Annotated in this window: 11 protein-coding genes; 7 read left to right on the top strand and 4 right to left on the bottom strand. The window is 46.1% G+C overall.

The annotated features are described in order from the left end of the window. The first annotated feature begins 362 nt into the window (after positions 1 to 362). From RIF36_RS24125 to RIF36_RS24105, 5 genes are all read left to right on the top strand, one after another. Positions 363 to 4274 carry a PAS domain S-box protein gene (locus RIF36_RS24125; protein ID WP_350119996.1) on the top strand — a complete coding sequence of 1304 codons (3912 nt, stop codon included), beginning with the start codon at positions 363 to 365 and terminating at the stop codon, positions 4272 to 4274. After that, complete coding sequence (locus RIF36_RS24120) at positions 4271 to 4663, top strand: response regulator (RefSeq protein WP_350119999.1); 393 nt, start codon at positions 4271 to 4273, stop codon at positions 4661 to 4663. The genes RIF36_RS24125 and RIF36_RS24120 overlap by 4 nt, the downstream gene beginning before the upstream one ends. 247 nt (positions 4664 to 4910) lie before the next feature. Continuing rightward, positions 4911 to 5243, top strand: a complete 333-nt coding sequence (locus RIF36_RS24115) for a PadR family transcriptional regulator (protein WP_350120002.1) — start codon at positions 4911 to 4913, stop codon at positions 5241 to 5243. Positions 5244 to 5261: 18 nt separating this feature from the next. Next, positions 5262 to 7931, top strand: coding sequence for an ABC transporter permease (locus tag RIF36_RS24110; protein ID WP_350120004.1), 2670 nt, complete (start codon positions 5262 to 5264; stop codon positions 7929 to 7931). Between the two features lie 76 nt (positions 7932 to 8007). After that, entirely contained in the window at positions 8008 to 9159 is a 1152-nt protein-coding gene (locus RIF36_RS24105; protein WP_350120007.1) for an MBL fold metallo-hydrolase, read from the top strand. A 7-nt stretch (positions 9160 to 9166) separates the two neighbouring features. Here RIF36_RS24105 and RIF36_RS24100 read toward each other — a convergent pair whose 3' ends face one another. Beyond that, positions 9167 to 10642, bottom strand: a complete 1476-nt coding sequence (locus RIF36_RS24100; RefSeq protein ID WP_350120010.1) for an outer membrane protein assembly factor BamB family protein — start codon at positions 10640 to 10642, stop codon at positions 9167 to 9169. Positions 10643 to 10710: 68 nt separating this feature from the next. Further along, positions 10711 to 11904 carry a PHP domain-containing protein gene (locus tag RIF36_RS24095; RefSeq protein ID WP_350120012.1) on the bottom strand — a complete coding sequence of 398 codons (1194 nt, stop codon included), beginning with the start codon at positions 11902 to 11904 and terminating at the stop codon, positions 10711 to 10713. Between the two features lie 354 nt (positions 11905 to 12258). Between RIF36_RS24095 and RIF36_RS24090 the strand changes: the two genes are divergently transcribed. Then, entirely contained in the window at positions 12259 to 13053 is a 795-nt protein-coding gene (locus RIF36_RS24090; RefSeq protein WP_350072236.1) for a PAS domain S-box protein, read from the top strand. A gap of 286 nt (positions 13054 to 13339) precedes the next feature. Continuing rightward, positions 13340 to 14053, top strand: coding sequence for a hypothetical protein (locus RIF36_RS24085; RefSeq protein ID WP_350072235.1), 714 nt, complete (start codon positions 13340 to 13342; stop codon positions 14051 to 14053). 54 nt (positions 14054 to 14107) lie between these two features. On the opposite strand, the gene RIF36_RS24080 is transcribed toward RIF36_RS24085, so the two are convergent. Beyond that, the gene (locus tag RIF36_RS24080; protein WP_350072234.1) at positions 14108 to 14698 is read right to left on the bottom strand and encodes a gluconate 2-dehydrogenase subunit 3 family protein; all 591 of its coding nucleotides are present in this window, start codon (positions 14696 to 14698) and stop codon (positions 14108 to 14110) included. A gap of 3 nt (positions 14699 to 14701) precedes the next feature. Further along, complete coding sequence (locus RIF36_RS24075; RefSeq protein WP_350072233.1) at positions 14702 to 16393, bottom strand: GMC oxidoreductase; 1692 nt, start codon at positions 16391 to 16393, stop codon at positions 14702 to 14704. Positions 16394 to 16416: the final 23 nt, after the last annotated feature.

Here is a 16416-nt window from a genome sequence, read left to right as displayed (position 1 = left end):
TAAAGGTGCCGACAGACCGGAGAACCTAAGTCTGTCGTTTTGTGCTGCTTTGAAGAAAAATCGTCATTCTGTTTAAGAATAGTACAATATATATTTGACGGAAAATTGGCTCCGGCAAGCATTGGCCGATAGTTACCAAATTCCGTTCTCCACTGACCACCAACTATATAGCGTTCGGATTACGACATACAATTTCATATTGACAATATCTGACCGATCCGGAGACAGACCGAAATCCCTCCTTCCGTCATATTTTTACATGTTATTTTCCTAATTAAAGTAAAGTCTTATACATTCAGAGGGTCTATTTTAGCGAAAGTACTTCTTGACGCCTGTTAATAGGCTAACCAGCAAAAGATAAAATGAGAACAAGCAAGGACAGTTCATTTATTACCTACACAAGCCTGGCGGTTAATTTTATTGCTATCCTGGTAATTACAGGATGGATCACTGGTACTGAAAGTTTACTGAAAATACTTCCGGGCCTACCCACTATGAAGTTCAACACGGCCCTGGGCTTCCTGTTTGCGGGGCTTGCCTTGACCTTCCTCGACGCATTTAGAAAAGCTTCCAATTTGCCTGTTCAGCTGTTTTCTATTGCCACCTTCTTAATCGGCTTTACCTCGCTGTTACAGTACGCATTTGGCTACTCTTTCGGAATTGATGAGTTTTTCTTCACCGACAGTATTTCCCGAACACTCGGTAGGCCCTACCCGGGACGAATGTCGGCCGCAACTGCTACGTGTTTTTTACTGTTGGGAACATCCCTGCTAATTTTTTCCTCATTCAGAATGCGACTTTTTGCCGCTGCTCAATATATCCTGCACCTGGTGAGCTTGCTGGCTTTTATATCTTTGATAGGATTTCTATACCAGGTTCCGTCAAATGCCAAATTGCCCTTTTTCAGCACGATGGCAATCCATACATCGATCAATTTTTTATTGATTTCGGTGGCAGCTAGCTTAAGCCAGCCACACCTCGGTTTGGTCGGCTTCTTTAAAAGCAGCAACCTGGGCACATGGCTAGCTAAAAGACTCTTACCGCAAATTTGTTTCCTGGTAATTGCCCTGGGCTTTATAATGATTATACTTGAGAAATCTGGTATTCTTTCAATGGAGTTTGCCGTTTCACTCCACACAATATCCTTTCTTGTAATTTCATTACTCCTGATACTAAGGATGGCCTTCATACTCAAGAGGGTAGACATGGAGCGAAAAAATGCGGAGCATCAGCTTTCGGAACTCAATCATTCGCTGGAGGAAAAAGTCGCAGAGCGCACCGAAGAACTAACCTTGCTCAATGAACGATTACAGCTAGCTACCAGCAGCGGGAAAGTAGGCCTATGGACTATCGACATCAAAGACAACTTCCTGGACGTAAACAATGAGCTGCGAAAAATCTGGGGTTTTGACCCCTACGAGCCAATATCTTTGGATTCACTTAGCAAAAGAACTCATCCCGAAGACCTGGCTCGAACTGACAAGATGTTTGATCTGGCCGTAAAAAATGAGCTGTCCATCGGTCTTGAGCACCGGATTATATTACCCAACAAATCTATCAAATACATCAAGGTCAATGGCGTAGTCCACTATGACGAACAGGGCAATCCTTTCCGAATTGCGGGCACTCATTGGGATATTACCGAACAAAAACTTATTGAAATCAGCCTGGAGGAAAGCGATAGGCGGAACAGAGTTTTTGTCGCACAAGCTCCATTAGCCATTGCCATGTTCGATACCGAAATGAGGTATTTGGCCGCTTCCGAAAAATGGAAAGAAGATTACGGAATCAAGAACAAAGAAATCATCGGAATCTCTCATTATGACATTTTTCCTGAAATAGGCGATGACTGGAAAAAAATTCATACCGAATGTCTTCTTGGAGCTATCAACAAAGCGGAAGAGGCACCCTTCACCAGGGCCGATGGTTCGGTGCAATGGCTGACCTGGGAGGTGCGACCATGGTATAAAATTGAAGGAGTTGTTGGTGGTCTTATCATGTATACCGGCGACATCACGTCACTGAAGGAAAAAGAAGAAGAAAAAAGGCGCCTTGAGTCTGTTCTCAATCAGGCAAGCGAAACTGCCAATATTGGTGCCTGGGAGGTGGATTTGGTTAACAACGCCGTTTACTGGGACAAAATCACAAAGAAAATACACAAAGTAGCGCAGGACTATGTACCAAAGCTCGACGGAGCCATCCAGTTCTTCAAGGAGGGCCCAAGCAGGCAGAAAATAGAGGCCGCTGTTCAGAACGCCATATTAGACGGCACTCCCTACGACCTGGAAGTAGAGCTCGTTGCTGCCGATGGCTCCACTGTATGGGCCAGAGCAGTGGGCCAGGCTGAATTTGCTGATGGCGATTGCAAGAGACTTTTTGGCGTTTTTCAAGACATCAGCCAGATAAAAAAGGCCGAGGTCAACCTCAAGGTAAGTGAAGAACAATTCAGAGGAGCATTTCAACACTCAGCCATTGGAATGGCACTGGTGTCGCCGGATGGCAAATGGAAGCAAGTAAATAGCAAAGTTTGCGAAATGCTTGGGTACACAGAAGCTGAGCTCCTGCAAACCACTTTTCAAGAAATTACTCACCCTGACGACCTTGAAAGCGACCTTCAACTGGTGCAAAAGGTATTGAGCGGAGAAATTGATTCCTACAACATGGAGAAGCGCTATTTTCATAAAAAGGGAAACATCGTCTGGGTGCTACTGAGTGTTTCACTGGTGCATGATGCCAACAACCAGCCCCTACATTTCATTTCTCAAATAGAAGATGTTACAGAAAGGAAGGCAACAGAGAATGCCCTGAAAGAGGAAAGAAAGCTTTTGAAATCGTTGATCGATAATATTCCGGTAAATATTTACATTAAAGACCTGGACTCGAGAAAAATCCTTGTCAATAGGCTGGAAATGGAATACTCTGGTTTTGAAAGTGAATCAGAGGTACTGGGTAAAACCGACTTCGACCTCTACCCGGAAGAGTCAGCCAAAGTATCAAGAGATGAAGATCTTGAAGTATTCAGTACTGGCAAACCAATTCTGAACAAAGAGACGATCAACACCCGGCATGATGGCAGTACGAATTGGTTTCTGTCATCGAAGATTCCCATGCAAAATGATAGAGAGGAAATAGTTGGTCTGATAGGGATTAGCTACAATATCACAGCCAGGAAACTTGCCGAAAGAGCACTGAAAGAAAGTGAACAGCGCTGGCATTTCGCCCTTGAAGGAGCTAACGATGGCGTGTGGGACTGGAACCTGACAACCGGCGAAGTATTCTATTCCAAAAGATCACTCGACATGCTGGGGCTAAGCACCAAAGACGCACCAAACAAATCTGGGGCCTGGGATAATCGGGTACACCCGGAGGACAAGGAAGCGTACTTTGAAGAAATGCAGAAGCATTTGAGGGGCGAAAGCGAGGTTTATATCAATGAGCATCGTGTACAACATGAAGATGGACACTATGTATGGATACTTGATCGGGGCAAAGTCACGGAATTTGACCAGAAGGGCCAGCCTTTGCGAGTCATTGGCACTCATTCGGATATTACCTGGCGCAAGGAAAAAGAGGCGCAGGTCAGGCACTCCTTCGATATTATCAGCGAGCAGAACAAGCGGCTGCTCAACTTTGCCCACATAGTTTCGCACAACCTCCGCTCACATTCGGGCAATCTTGAGATGATGATCAACCTTATCGATATGTCTTCTACGCCCGAAGAAAAAGAAGAACTTATCGAGCACCTGGCACAAATATCCGGATCACTGAGCGAGACTATCACGAACTTGAATGAGGTGGTCAAAATACAGGTGGATATTAACATGCCAACAGAGGAACTCAGCTTAAAAGAGTATTTCGTCAAAACGATGCGCATACTGTCGGGCGACATAAAGGAAAAAAGAGCAAGAATAAATTTAAACATAGGTGACGGGGTCACAATTACCTACAACAAAGCTTATCTGGAAAGCATCCTGCTCAACTTCCTGAGCAATGCTATTAAGTACAGGCACCCGGAGAGAAACCCAGTAATTAATATCGATTTTATTGCCACTAATCATTCAAAATTTTTGCAAATTGCCGATAACGGCATTGGAATAGACCTTACCCTTCACGGTGACCGGCTATTTGGTATGTACAAGACCTTTCATGGCAACGCCGATGCCAAAGGCATAGGGCTTTTTATCACAAAAAACCAGGTAGAGAGCATGGGAGGAAAAATAGAAGTAGAAAGTGAAGTAGGAGTTGGCACTACATTTAAAATATATTTTTCATGAGCATGGTGGATTTAGCTTGCATCATCGACGACGATCAGATATATGTATTTGGCCTTAAAAAGCTGATTCATTTTCACAAGTACAGTAAAAATCTATTGGTGTTTAAAAATGGAGCAGAGGCAATTAAGTACATGAAACCCTTGATCACTTCCAGTGATGAATTGCCTGACGTTATACTACTGGATATTAACATGCCAGTGATGGATGGTTGGCAGTTTCTTGACGAGTTTGTAAAAATTAAACCCTTGATAAAAAAGAAGATCACCATCTACATGGTAAGCTCGTCGATTGACGAAGCAGACCTGGAAAGGGCCAAAACCTACGAGGAAGTAAGTGATTTTATTGTTAAACCAGTGAAAGCGGAAGACTTAGAAAAAATGCTTAGCTAATAGCTCAGCCCAAATTCCTGTCCTTTTTTTTGCTTGCGGCACCCTTTACCTCGCCTGGCAAAGCTTAATGTATTAAAAAAAGGGCATGCCAGCCCCTTGGCAGGATACCTATTCACAGCTTCATTAGCCAGTTACACCCTCGAAAAACTCATCTGATATCCCCTGCTGGTATATAATTTACAAAACTGAGGAAAACAAATCTATTTTATTTACGTTTGTGAGGATAATCAATCGCAAACTTAAAAAAATGAAAGGTAATAACCTCGGTGAACTTGAAGAGCTTGTGCTGCTCATGGTTGCGTCGCTTAGCGAAGAGGCCTATGCGGTAGCTGTTCGGGAAGAGTTGGAAAAATCTGCCAGCAGGGTGGTCAACATAAGTGCCGTTCATTCTTCGCTCTACAGGCTTGAGGACAAGGGTTTTCTTACCTCCGAATTCGGCGGCGCTACATCTAAAAGAGGCGGTAAAAAGAAGCGCTTATTTAAAGTCACTTCAGCTGGTTATGCCATCCTGAAAGAAGCGAAAGAAACAAAAGAGCAGATTTGGTCAAATATCCCTCAACTGTCATTTTTGACTATATAAGCACTTTGCGTTTTAGTTATGGAGCCCCTTCGCAAGCCACCGAATCAACCGCCAGCTCTCGGCACTTTCCTGCTGAGGAAGATTTACAGCGAAGAACTGTTTGAGGAGATTCATGGCGACCTCCTTGAGTTGTACGAAGAACGAATGGAAACGAAAGGCAAGTGGAATGCCTCCGCCCATTACATAAAAGATGTAGTGCTTTCAGCACGCAACTATGATCTCAGAAGGACACAACATTACAAAACTCAAAATAACTCAGGCGCTATGATTAGAAATTACATCAAGATTACGCTACGCACCATTTCCAAGAACAAAGTGTACACAGCTCTGAATGTGTTGGGGCTGGCACTTGGCATGGCTGCCTGCATGTTTATTATGCAGTATGTGGCATTCGAAAGAAGCTATGACAAGTTTCATGAAAATGCCAGCAACCTTTACCGCATCCAATACAACAATTTCAAAGACGGGCAGCTTCAGTATGAGTGTGCCGCTGCAGTTCCCAGAGTGGGGCCTTTCATGAAGGAGCAAATGCCCGAAGTGGTAGACTTTGCCAGGGCTTATCCGCTATCAATGGTGGTCTCCTATCAAAACATCAATTTCAGAGAAAACAGAATCCACATCGTCGACCCTGCGTTTCTCAAAATCTTCACTTTCCCTCTGCTTACAGGAAATGTTGAAACATGCCTGAATGAGCCCAACACGGTGGTGATATCGGAGACGGCCGCCAAAAAGTATTTTGGAGAAGAAGACCCAATTGGAAAAATGATCAGAGCTGATGGGCAGTATAGCATGGCAGTAACAGGGGTTGCTAAAGACGTCCCTGAAAACTCACACATCAAATTCGATTTTCTCATTTCTTACCAAACCCTCAATAACCAAACAGACAACGAGTCCGAAACGGCTTGGGGTTGGTACGATTTTAATTCTTATGTGCTGCTGAGACCTGGCGCTGACCCCAAAGAATTTGACAAGAAATTCGAAGAGGCGCTACTTGCAGAAAGACAGGAAGATTTTGATAAGTACAACTTTCGTCAAGAGTTCCCGCTACAACCTGTTACAGACATTCACCTGTATTCAAACCTCTTGCAGGAGTCGGAGCCAGACGAACAAGGCGATGGTCAGGCCGTGTTTTTTCTTGTCATCATTGCCGGTTTTATACTGCTTATCGCCTGGATCAATTATATCAATCTTAGCACTGCAAGGTCCATCGAAAGAGCCAAAGAAGTTGGGGTAAGAAAGGTAATGGGAGCGGTGAAAGGCCAGCTTATTGGCCAGTTTCTGACGGAGTCGGTCATTCTCAACTTACTGGCATTCACCATTGCGCTTTTGATTGTAATGATCGGCATCAGCCAGTTCAATGGACTGACTGACTCAAAACTAAGCCTCGCTTTTCTTGCTGAAGGAAGCTTTTGGGGCATATCAGTACTCCTGATATTCTCAGGATCCATTCTTGCTGGCCTGTATCCAGCCTTTGTGCTATCCTCCTACCAGCCCTCCAAGGTGCTGAAAGGAAAAATGACTGGAAACAAATCCGGTATCTACCTTCGCAAGGTGTTGGTTGTATTTCAGTTTGCCTCCTCTGTTTGCCTCATCGCCGGCACGCTCATTGTGTATCAGCAGCTCAAATACATGAACAATCTTGACCTTGGTTTCGACATGACGGAAACCCTGGTTGTGAAAGGGCCCGGTGTGTTCACAGCAGATTCACTTTACCGGCCTACTTTGCAGACTTTCAGAAATGAACTCCTGCAAAACCCTGAGATAAGAGCCTTTGCTTCAGGCACCAATGTGCCCGGAGATGAGATATTCTGGGCAAATGGCATCCGAAGAGCTGAAGAGCCAAGGGAGTCGAACAAAGCCATCTATATAGCCGGTGTTGACTATGACTACTTTCCCGCCTACGACATCAAAGTGGTAGCCGGCCGCAACTATGGTCGAACGTTTACTACAGACACTGGTGCAGTCATCCTCAATGAGTCGGGCGCTAAATACCTGGGGTTTCAATCGGCCGAGGAAGCCATCAATAAAAAAGTTTTCTGGGGTAGAGGAGAAAAAACTATTATCGGCGTTGTGGAAGACTACAACCAAATGTCGGCCAAGATTGGTGTGACGCCACTATTGTTTCCGCTAATCACCGGAAGAAGTAGCTTCTTCACTATCAAATTGGACAAAACGGCAGGCAAAGACCTCAAGCAGGTTTTTGAGAAAGTAGAGACCTCGTACGCAAAGCTCTTCCCCGGCAATCCGTTTGACTATTTCTTTCTCGACGACTTTTTTAACCGTCAATACAATTCCGAGAAGAAATTCAGCAGAGTATTTACACTGTTTGCAGGCTTTGCTATCATTGTGGCCTGCCTCGGCTTGTTTGGCTTATCGTCGTTCAACGCCGTGCAAAAAACCAAGGAGATTGGCATCCGGAAAGCCATTGGAGCCGATGTCGCCCACATAGTGATGCTGCTCTCGAAGGAGTTTGTGTACCTAGTGCTTTTCGCTAACCTGATTGCCTGGCCGGCCACCTGGTTCGTAATGAATACCTGGCTGGATAACTTTGCCTACCGGATTGCCATCACACCGCTGGTGTTTGTAGTCGCAGGGCTTTTGGTTCTGATCATTGCTGTGCTCACAGTTGGTTACAAAACGATGGCAACAGCCAAAAGCGACCCTGTGAAAGCGCTGAGGTACGAATAAATACACTTAGGGAACAATCTCTTATGAGATTGAGTTAATTTGAAGCCTGATTGAGACAAGTCAATCAGGCTTTTTTATGAAATACATGCGACGTTTCCTTTCAATACTAAAATACACTGGCCTGACACTGGCTGTCATTTTGCTACTGGTGGTTGTCGGTGGTTGGCTTTTTACCAGCTTTAGCCCACAGTTTGGTGGCTCTCCAACGGAGGCACAGGTTGCCTTATACCAAAAGTCCGGACACTATGAAGAGGGCTTGTTCTTTAACGACACCCCCACTTCCATGGACATGGACTTGGCTACCATCAAAACCCTGCTACGGGACTTCGTTGTTGGCGTGCCTAACCTTGCGCCGGAAAACTTACTACCCGTACTCAAAGTCGATTCACTTAGCATCGTGAACCGGCCCGACACGCTTACCAGGCTCACCTGGTTTGGTCACTCGGCTTTTCTTTTGGAAATGGAAGGCAAAACCATATTGCTCGACCCCATGTTCGGCGACAGCCCTTCCCCTGTTTCGTGGCTGGGCTCGCATCGGTTTACCGACGGCCTACCGATAGAAATCGAACAGCTTCCGGCCATCGATGCGGTCTTCTTTTCGCACGACCACTACGACCACCTCGACTACGAGTCAGTGATGCGGCTGAAGGACAAAGTGAATGACTTTTACGTACCATTGGGTGTCGGCGCTCACCTGGTTGCCTGGGGGGTAGCCGGAGAAAAAATACATGAAATGAACTGGTGGGAGGAAACCACGCATGAGAATCTTCAAATTGTCTGCACACCAGCAAGGCACTTCTCTGGCAGGGGCATCACCAACCGTTTTTCAACACTGTGGGGTTCGTGGGTGATCAAAGGAACCCACGCCAACATTTATTTCAGTGGCGACAGTGGCTATGGCCCACATTTCAAAGAAATCGGTCAAAGGTACGGCCCGTTTGATGCAGCACTCATGGAGTGCGGACAATATGACCTGCGCTGGCACAATATTCATATGTTGCCGGAAGAAACGGCTCAGGGTGCCGTTGATCTAAATGCGAAGCTCATGATGCCTATTCATTGGGGAGCGTTCGTGTTAGCGCTTCATGCGTGGAAAGATCCTGTGGACAGGGTAACCAAAAAGGCTGGCGAGTTAGGCATGGCAATCACCACCCCAAAGATCGGTGAAAGGTTGTTAGTAGGTGAACCAACGTTCCCTATGGAGCGGTGGTGGGATTCTCTAAGGTGATACTGCCTTATTTTTTGAACACGCCGTCATACCAGCTACCCATGTAGGCACCCCATTTGATCTCATTTCCGATAGGCAAAGTGGTCGTCAATCTTATCACTTCCATGCCATCAAAGGTATAGGTATGCTCAGTGTTAGTGGCGTGGCAGTAAACGATATCAATATTGCCGTCGCCATCCAAATCACCGACCCAAGGTGTTGACGAAAGATTATGCCCATCCGTATGGACGTCGAGATCAATGACTTCACCCGTTGTGAAATCGATCACCGCCAGCATGTTGTAGAAGTACTTCTTCATTAATCCATTTTCCAGGCTCTCGGCCTGATAGTTAACAATTACCAATGCATCGTCAACACCATCAAGGGTAAAGTCGGCAATCACAGGTGTAGTAGTTTGATAAAGCCCAAGTGAGTCCAGAAACTCAACAGCTCCATTGGCACCACTCACCATGAATTGCTTGGTCCAGTCGAGGTTGGGCCAGGATCCCTGTGCAAAAGACAGGAAAAAGTCGGGTATCTTGTCGGCGTTAAAATTCCCCACTGAGATCGAACTGTAAGCTTCGGCGTTGTCTATTTTCACTTGCCAGATTTTTTGGTGAGTTTTCCCATCGAACGCCAGAAATCTCCCATCCACTGCATTGGCAATGATGTCGGGCCTGCCGTCGTCATTCACATCTACCCAGGCAGCTGGAGCTATAAACCCCTTATTTGCGCTGCTATCGAGCTTGATGGCGGCCATTAAATCACCTTTCATTACCTGAGAGAGAGTGCCCAGCCACAGGTTACCTCCAATGGTTTCCCCCCCTGTTCCAAAAATAATTTCTCTGTCATTGCTCCCGGCTATCGGCAAAGTGGCCACCGACATATATATTTCCTTGCCGTCGGGCATTTTCGCTTTTCCCAGCACTTCGCCATTGAGGGTGTTGAGCACTACCAGATGGCCCGCCGGTCTGTTTGGGTCGTAAGGCTCCGCCATTACATCGCCGCCATTGGAAATCAATATATCCTCCACACCATCTCCGTTTTGGTCTGGTACAAACTGTGGATTGTAGAAGTTGAACCACTGCTTTTGCTTCCGCTCTTTGGCCAGGTCGGGGTCATTGAAATGCCAGATCACTTCCCCGGTCTTGCCATTCACAGCCTGTAACTCCGCTGACCTCCCATTGATGAACACATCCATCACGCCATCACCGGTGATGTCTTTCAAACTGGCCGAACCAAACACCTGATCAATAGCCGACACATTCCAAAGCATGTCGCCGGTTCTTCCGTCCAGTGCAAACACTGCCGAGTCGCAGGCTTTGAATTCCTCCCTGCCCGCCCCGAGAATAATATCTTTGATGCCATCTCCATTGAGGTCAGCCACTCTGGGCGAGGAAAACGTCCCAATTCCGGGAAGACGCTTTGTCCATGATTCTTGCGCCAACAATTGAGCAGCTACGCCAATGTATGTCAGCATAAAAAGTGTAAACCGAAAAGCCATCAGATGCCATTGCTTTTAAATCCTTTGAAAGATAGATCAAAAGGGCATGAGTTTCAAAACGGCCAGTCTTACTGATAAACCACTGGCTGCGTCCAGGCGGTCTCAAAATCACCCTCTTTGAACGGGTTTTCTTTATACTTGTCCGACACTACTTTGGCTCTGACAAACACGATGTCTTCGGTTAGATCAAATTCAGCAGCTATTCCCTTTTTCTCCATCAACACCGAAGACATCTCTTCCCCTTTCTTCACCCCAATGAATTGTATTGTATAAGCAACACCCTCTTCCGCCCCCACCTCTACTCTGACCTTGTTTCGCTCCCGTCTAATTCCACTCAAAGTCACTCCGGTAGAACCGTAAAAGTCCCCTGCTTCCATGGCTTCAATCAAAGAGGCAGGTTGCAGGGAGTCGGCCAGCACCATCACCCAGCCCCGGCCACTATTGCTGTAAGCATCGCCAAACATATGGTAGTTGTGGCTGTCGTCCGTTGCCACACCATACATGAGGGGCTTTCCGGCGGCCAGGTAGGCAATATTGATGCGGTCCCACATCTCCTCCATACCAATGTGGGTGGAGTCACCATAGTTGTTCACCATCGGATGCCCGTTGAAGACCTCGAAGAATCGCTCGCCGTTGAGAGAGATCATGTCATCGAGAGTAATAGCAAAATAGAAGTTAGGATGGTTGATATGGATAATCATTGGTTGCCCGGTGGCCTGTCGTTGTTCAGCTACTGCGTCAATGCTTTTTTGCAGTACATCCGACACACTACTCCCTTCCTGTGCCCCAATCAGCTCCTTCACATTTGTAACATTGAGATGCAGTGGCTTCCCTTCAAAGCTGTTGGTGATCTCCTCTGACTGAATGATGAGGAACTTGTCCTTTTCGGCAAAGAGTGGCACATACTCCTCAAAGGTTTTCAGCTTTACGCTTACCCTACCAGTATCTTCTTTATATTCCACCCAGTCTTTACCATATTTTTCAAGGTAAGTGTAAAAAGCGTCTTTGTACACTCCACCTTTCGGCACCAGTTTCCATTTCTCTCCAGCCGCCAATGTGTTGTGGTCAGAAAGACCTACAAAGTCATAACCATGGTCTTTGTACCAACCCATAATCATTTCAGGGAACTCGTCGCCGTCACTCCAATAGCTATGGGTGTGTAAATTTCCTTTGTACCATTGCCTTTCAACCTTAGCTGTTTTCTGCGTACCACACGACCAAAGAATCAGCAAAAAAAGCGATAGAATGCCTAATCTTTTCATTTTCTAAAATTTAAACTTTATCAATTCATCAAACAAATGTTTCAAGAAGAAAGTAAATATGGCAATAAGTCATCCGACAGATGCGCCTTTCGGTAGCTTTTATCCATCATTTCATGCTCAATTCACGCACCAAATTCTCCAAAGAATCAAACAACTAATTCTTTGAAAAATATAATTAGAATAACTGAGTCAATTCCTTCATTTAGTTGCATAACCTCTACAATTTGACCTCAAAAGTTGAATTATGAAAAGAAATTGCATAATATACGTTAGCATTCAATAACCTTATAAGTAGAACCACTATTAACCTAACCTGTTTATGTCCAATTTATTGGGCATATTTTACCTTAGAGCATGTCACTTAAATCAACCCTACCAGCAGATATCTACAATCGGATTGAAGAAATCCAGTCTATGATATTCGAAATTGCCAACGGAAATTACAACTACCGACTTCAGCGCTCAGCCGAAAACAACGAGCTTGATGGCCTCATCGGGGGCATCAACATGCTGGGAGAAGAGATTAAGGCATCTACCGTATCCAGAAACTACCTCCAAAACATCTACAGGGGAGTAATTGACCTCTTGATAATATTAAAGAAAGACTTCACAATTGAGACAGTCAACCATCAGGTACTAAGCTCCCTTGGCTATACGAAAGACCAGCTTGTTGACCAGCCATTCAGCAAGCTACTCGGCCCCAACTATCAGGATAGCCTGAATCGGATCGAGAAAGATTTGAAGGAAAATAACATCTCGGTGAATGTGGAGCTTAATTTCCTTACGTCGGGTAACGTTGCCGTTACACACGCCGTTTCCTTTTCGCTTCTGTCGGGAAGCAGCGACCTCGATACCAGCATTTTGGTCACTGCCAAAGATGTCACTGCATTTAAAGAAACTGAAGAGCGGCTTAAGCGCCAAAATGAGGCCTTGAAAGAAATAGCCTGGATACAATCGCACAAGGTGCGGGGGCCGGTGGCTTCGATTAAAGGGCTGATGATGCTGGTTGATTGGGATCAAAACTCGCTTGAAGAAAACCGGCAAGTTTTTAAGAACATGCAGCTAACTATCGAGCAACTGGATGCTATTATTCATGAAATCGTCAACAAAACGGGGAACCTCTTCGAAGAGGAGGACTCTTCGCAGTGAAATAAGTGCCTCCAGAAGCTGAATAGCGTACAGAGTTCGCCTCCAAAGCCCTTCCTGGCCCTATTCAATTCTAAAGGGTTGCTTTGCTCTCGCTGAGTGCGTCTGCCACGCCCGCAATATTGATAGCCAGTCATTTACTGACAGGTTGTGCATATTAATACAGGACGACTATCTTGAACTCCTCTGCCTAAATTCATACCTTGATAAAAGCTCCTGCCACCAAACCAAACAGCGGTTGAGTTGTTAAACGCTTGGGTTTCACGGGTACTTGCAAAAACCACCTGATATGAGGGCTTTGATAGTTACATTGCTATTTTTTCTTTTTCAGGGAGAGATGGTGGGCCAGTCGAATTGGCCTTACCGTGTCCCCGCAGGTGTCAGGGTGGAAAGCATAGTACCATTCGATGAGCTGTATCTGTTTCCGGATTTCCGTAAATGCGCAATTTTCTATGTGGATGGTAACACCTCGCTGGCCATGGCCAACTATAGCCTGCTATATCAGAAAATGGTGTTGATCAGCGTAAAGAAAGATACCACTTTTTTGAAAAACGACTATCTGGTTCAAAAGTATGACTTTGGAGGTACGATCATTCTCAACGACTATAAATATGGCCTTGTAGAAGTAGAGAGCGACTCATTGTTCCCAAAGCTTGCCAGAAAAGACTTCGTTCATTTAATTCCGGTAGACGAAGGCACCTTTGATGGATACTCCAATTTTGTCGATCCCTCCACTACCAACATCGTACTAAGGAGAGTAGGAAACGACACCGATAGAGTGCTGGAAGATCAGTTTGCCCGTAGCAACATCATCGTTGAAAAGAAGGTGGCATTCTTTCTTGTTGACCGAAACCAAAGAGTGTTCCCGGCCAGTGGCAAGAACATCTACAGGATATTGCCACGCTATAAAAATGAAATCCGTGACTTCATAAAAAAGGAATCAATCGATTTGAAAAGTGAAGAGGGTCTGGTCAGGCTCTTAAGCTTCTGCCAGAACCTTTAATGATTATTACTCACACACCGAAAGTAACCGACTCCCAAGTATGCTGCTGCCCCATTACAACGACCACACCTTTGTTCCTTTCTCATAAGGCTGGCAGGCTACGTATTTGCCCGGTATTGACTGGTACCTTAATATGCGTTCACCCAGCTCCTCAGTATTGAAGTAGCTGGACACTGTCATTGCCTTGACTTTCTTAAAAATGGAGTTCACTGGCTTTTTGGCCATATCTGTGCCCCAAACCGATATCCCGTATGACTCCGGTGTATCGTAGTTGCTTAGAAAGGCACTCCTTTCCTCAGCACCACATTTTACAAACGTTTTGCCCTGGCTACTTTCGCACTCATTCAAAAAAGCCTCAAAATCTGTTTTAAACTGTTCTCTATCCGCCGGAGAAAATACCACTGAAATAAAGGCATCCATGGTCTGGGCAACCTTCATATCCTTAGCGCCAGGCGTAGTGGTTTTAGGAAGAATAGCCTCTGTCAACTCTTCCAGGGCGGCTGCTTGAGAAGGAGAAAACACCAAAGGTTGCCACCCAACCTCGGGAGCAGCTTCGCAGCTATTGAGGATCGATACAATTGCCGGTGCCGAAAGCGTACACCCCATACTCAGGGCCATTCTTTTGATTACTTGTCTTCTATCCATGGCTTAGAGATTTTTCTTTTTTAGTTGTTCAGCCGCATAATTGGCAGCCCTGGCTGTGAGAGCCATATAAGTAAGTGAGGGATTCTGACATGCCGACGAGGTCATTGCTGCACCATCTGTCACAAATACATTAGGAGCACCATGCACCTGATTCCATTTGTTCAGAACAGACGTTTTTGGATCGCTACCCATCCTGGCGGTTCCCATCTCGTGTATACCGAGCCCTATAGCTGCAGGAGAGTCATAAGTTTCTACCTTCTTATAACCGCTGGCTTCAAGCATCTCGGCAGCGGAGTCAGCCATGTCCTTTCTCATGGCCATTTCATTTTCTCTGAATTCGGCGTCAACCGTGAGCGTAGGTAAGCCGTAAGGATCCTTTTTGTCGAAATTCAGCCACATGCGGTTGTCCTGATGCGGAAGGCATTCTCCGAACCCGACCAAAGCCATTTGCCATGGCCCTGGCTCCATCAGTCCGTCCTTGAAATCGGCGCCAAAGCCAGGCACACTCCCTCCCCGGCCAGCTCCTGCCCTTTCGGCGCCGCCCTGATAACCAAAGCCTCTGACATAATCTGTCCTTTTGGTTTCTTCATTGATATTCCTGAAGCGAGGAATGTAAATACCGTTGGGTCTGCGGCCTTCGTAGTACTTATCGGCAAACCCTTCAAAGTCTCCAATAGCGCCTACCCGATAGTGGTGATCCATCAAGTTACGGCCCAGCTGATCAGAGTCGTTGCCCAGGCCCGTTGGGAATCGCTCACTGATCGAATTCATGAGGATAAAAGTCGACCCCATCGCCGAAGCGTTCAGGAAAACGATCTTTGCGAAGTATTCTGTTGTTGCCTTAGTTTCGGCATCAATCACCTGCACGCCACTGGCTCTGCCGGTTTTATCGTCGTAAATAATTGAATGAACAATTGCATTGGACACCATGGTAAGGTTGCCAGTTTTTTCAGCGTCCGGCAAGGTGGAAGACACGCTACTAAAGTAGCCTGCAAATGGGCAGCCACGTGAACACCTATTGCGGTACTGACAAGGCCCCCGGCCATTGTGCTGCTGGGTGAGGTTAGTGACCCTGCCAATGGTAAGGTAGCGGTGCTTGAAGTTCTTTTCTATTTGTTCTTTTGTGTGTTGCTCCACGCAGTTAAGCTCCATACCGGGTAAGAACTGTCCGTCGGGCAAGTGTGGCAAGCCCATGGCTTCTCCGCTGATGCCCACATACCTTTCCACATAGTCATACCAGGGAGATATATCTTTGTATCGAATGGGCCAATCCACTCCGATACCCTCTTTGGCATTGGCCTCAAAATCGAGGTCGCTTAACCGGTAAGTTTGCCTGCCCCAGGTAAGTGAGCGGCCGCCTGTCTGGTAGCTGCGAATCCAGTCAAAACGCTTCACTTCATCATAAGGGTTCTCTTTATCATTAACAAAAAAGTGCTTGGTGTCCTGACCTATCCATCCTGTGCGGCTTTGTACGGGTCGCTCCTGTTGCTCTTCATAGGTGAGTGCGCCATTATTGGGCATATCCCACGGATCGAGATGGGCAGTTGGGTATTCACCATGCTTCACCGACCGCCCCCTTTCGAGCACCAGCGTTTTCAATCCTTTTTCACAAAGCTCTTTGGCGGCCCAACCTCCACTTATTCCTGACCCTACAACAATGGCATCGTATTGGTGGGTGCTATTCTGATCCTGCATGGTATCAATGTAGTTTAAGTAAC

It is taken from the genome of Imperialibacter sp. (genome assembly GCF_040222815.1).
Lineage (GTDB): Bacteria > Bacteroidota > Bacteroidia > Cytophagales > Cyclobacteriaceae > Imperialibacter.
The sequence above is the reverse complement of the archived record's forward strand: the minus strand, read 5'-3'. Positions and strand labels throughout refer to the sequence as shown.

Excerpts from the sequence above, each read along its gene's own strand:
- RIF36_RS24125 (WP_350119996.1), top strand. The coding sequence starts at position 363 with ATGAGAACAAGCAAGGACAGTTCATTTATTACCTACACAAGCCTGGCG.
- RIF36_RS24120 (WP_350119999.1), top strand. The coding sequence starts at position 4,271 with ATGAGCATGGTGGATTTAGCTTGCATCATCGACGACGATCAGATATAT.
- RIF36_RS24115 (WP_350120002.1), top strand. The coding sequence starts at position 4,911 with ATGAAAGGTAATAACCTCGGTGAACTTGAAGAGCTTGTGCTGCTCATG.
- RIF36_RS24110 (WP_350120004.1), top strand. The coding sequence starts at position 5,262 with ATGGAGCCCCTTCGCAAGCCACCGAATCAACCGCCAGCTCTCGGCACT.
- RIF36_RS24105 (WP_350120007.1), top strand. The coding sequence starts at position 8,008 with ATGAAATACATGCGACGTTTCCTTTCAATACTAAAATACACTGGCCTG.
- RIF36_RS24100 (WP_350120010.1), bottom strand. The coding sequence starts at position 10,642 with ATGGCTTTTCGGTTTACACTTTTTATGCTGACATACATTGGCGTAGCT.
- RIF36_RS24095 (WP_350120012.1), bottom strand. The coding sequence starts at position 11,904 with ATGAAAAGATTAGGCATTCTATCGCTTTTTTTGCTGATTCTTTGGTCG.
- RIF36_RS24090 (WP_350072236.1), top strand. The coding sequence starts at position 12,259 with ATGTCACTTAAATCAACCCTACCAGCAGATATCTACAATCGGATTGAA.
- RIF36_RS24085 (WP_350072235.1), top strand. The coding sequence starts at position 13,340 with ATGAGGGCTTTGATAGTTACATTGCTATTTTTTCTTTTTCAGGGAGAG.
- RIF36_RS24080 (WP_350072234.1), bottom strand. The coding sequence starts at position 14,698 with ATGGATAGAAGACAAGTAATCAAAAGAATGGCCCTGAGTATGGGGTGT.
- RIF36_RS24075 (WP_350072233.1), bottom strand. The coding sequence starts at position 16,393 with ATGCAGGATCAGAATAGCACCCACCAATACGATGCCATTGTTGTAGGG.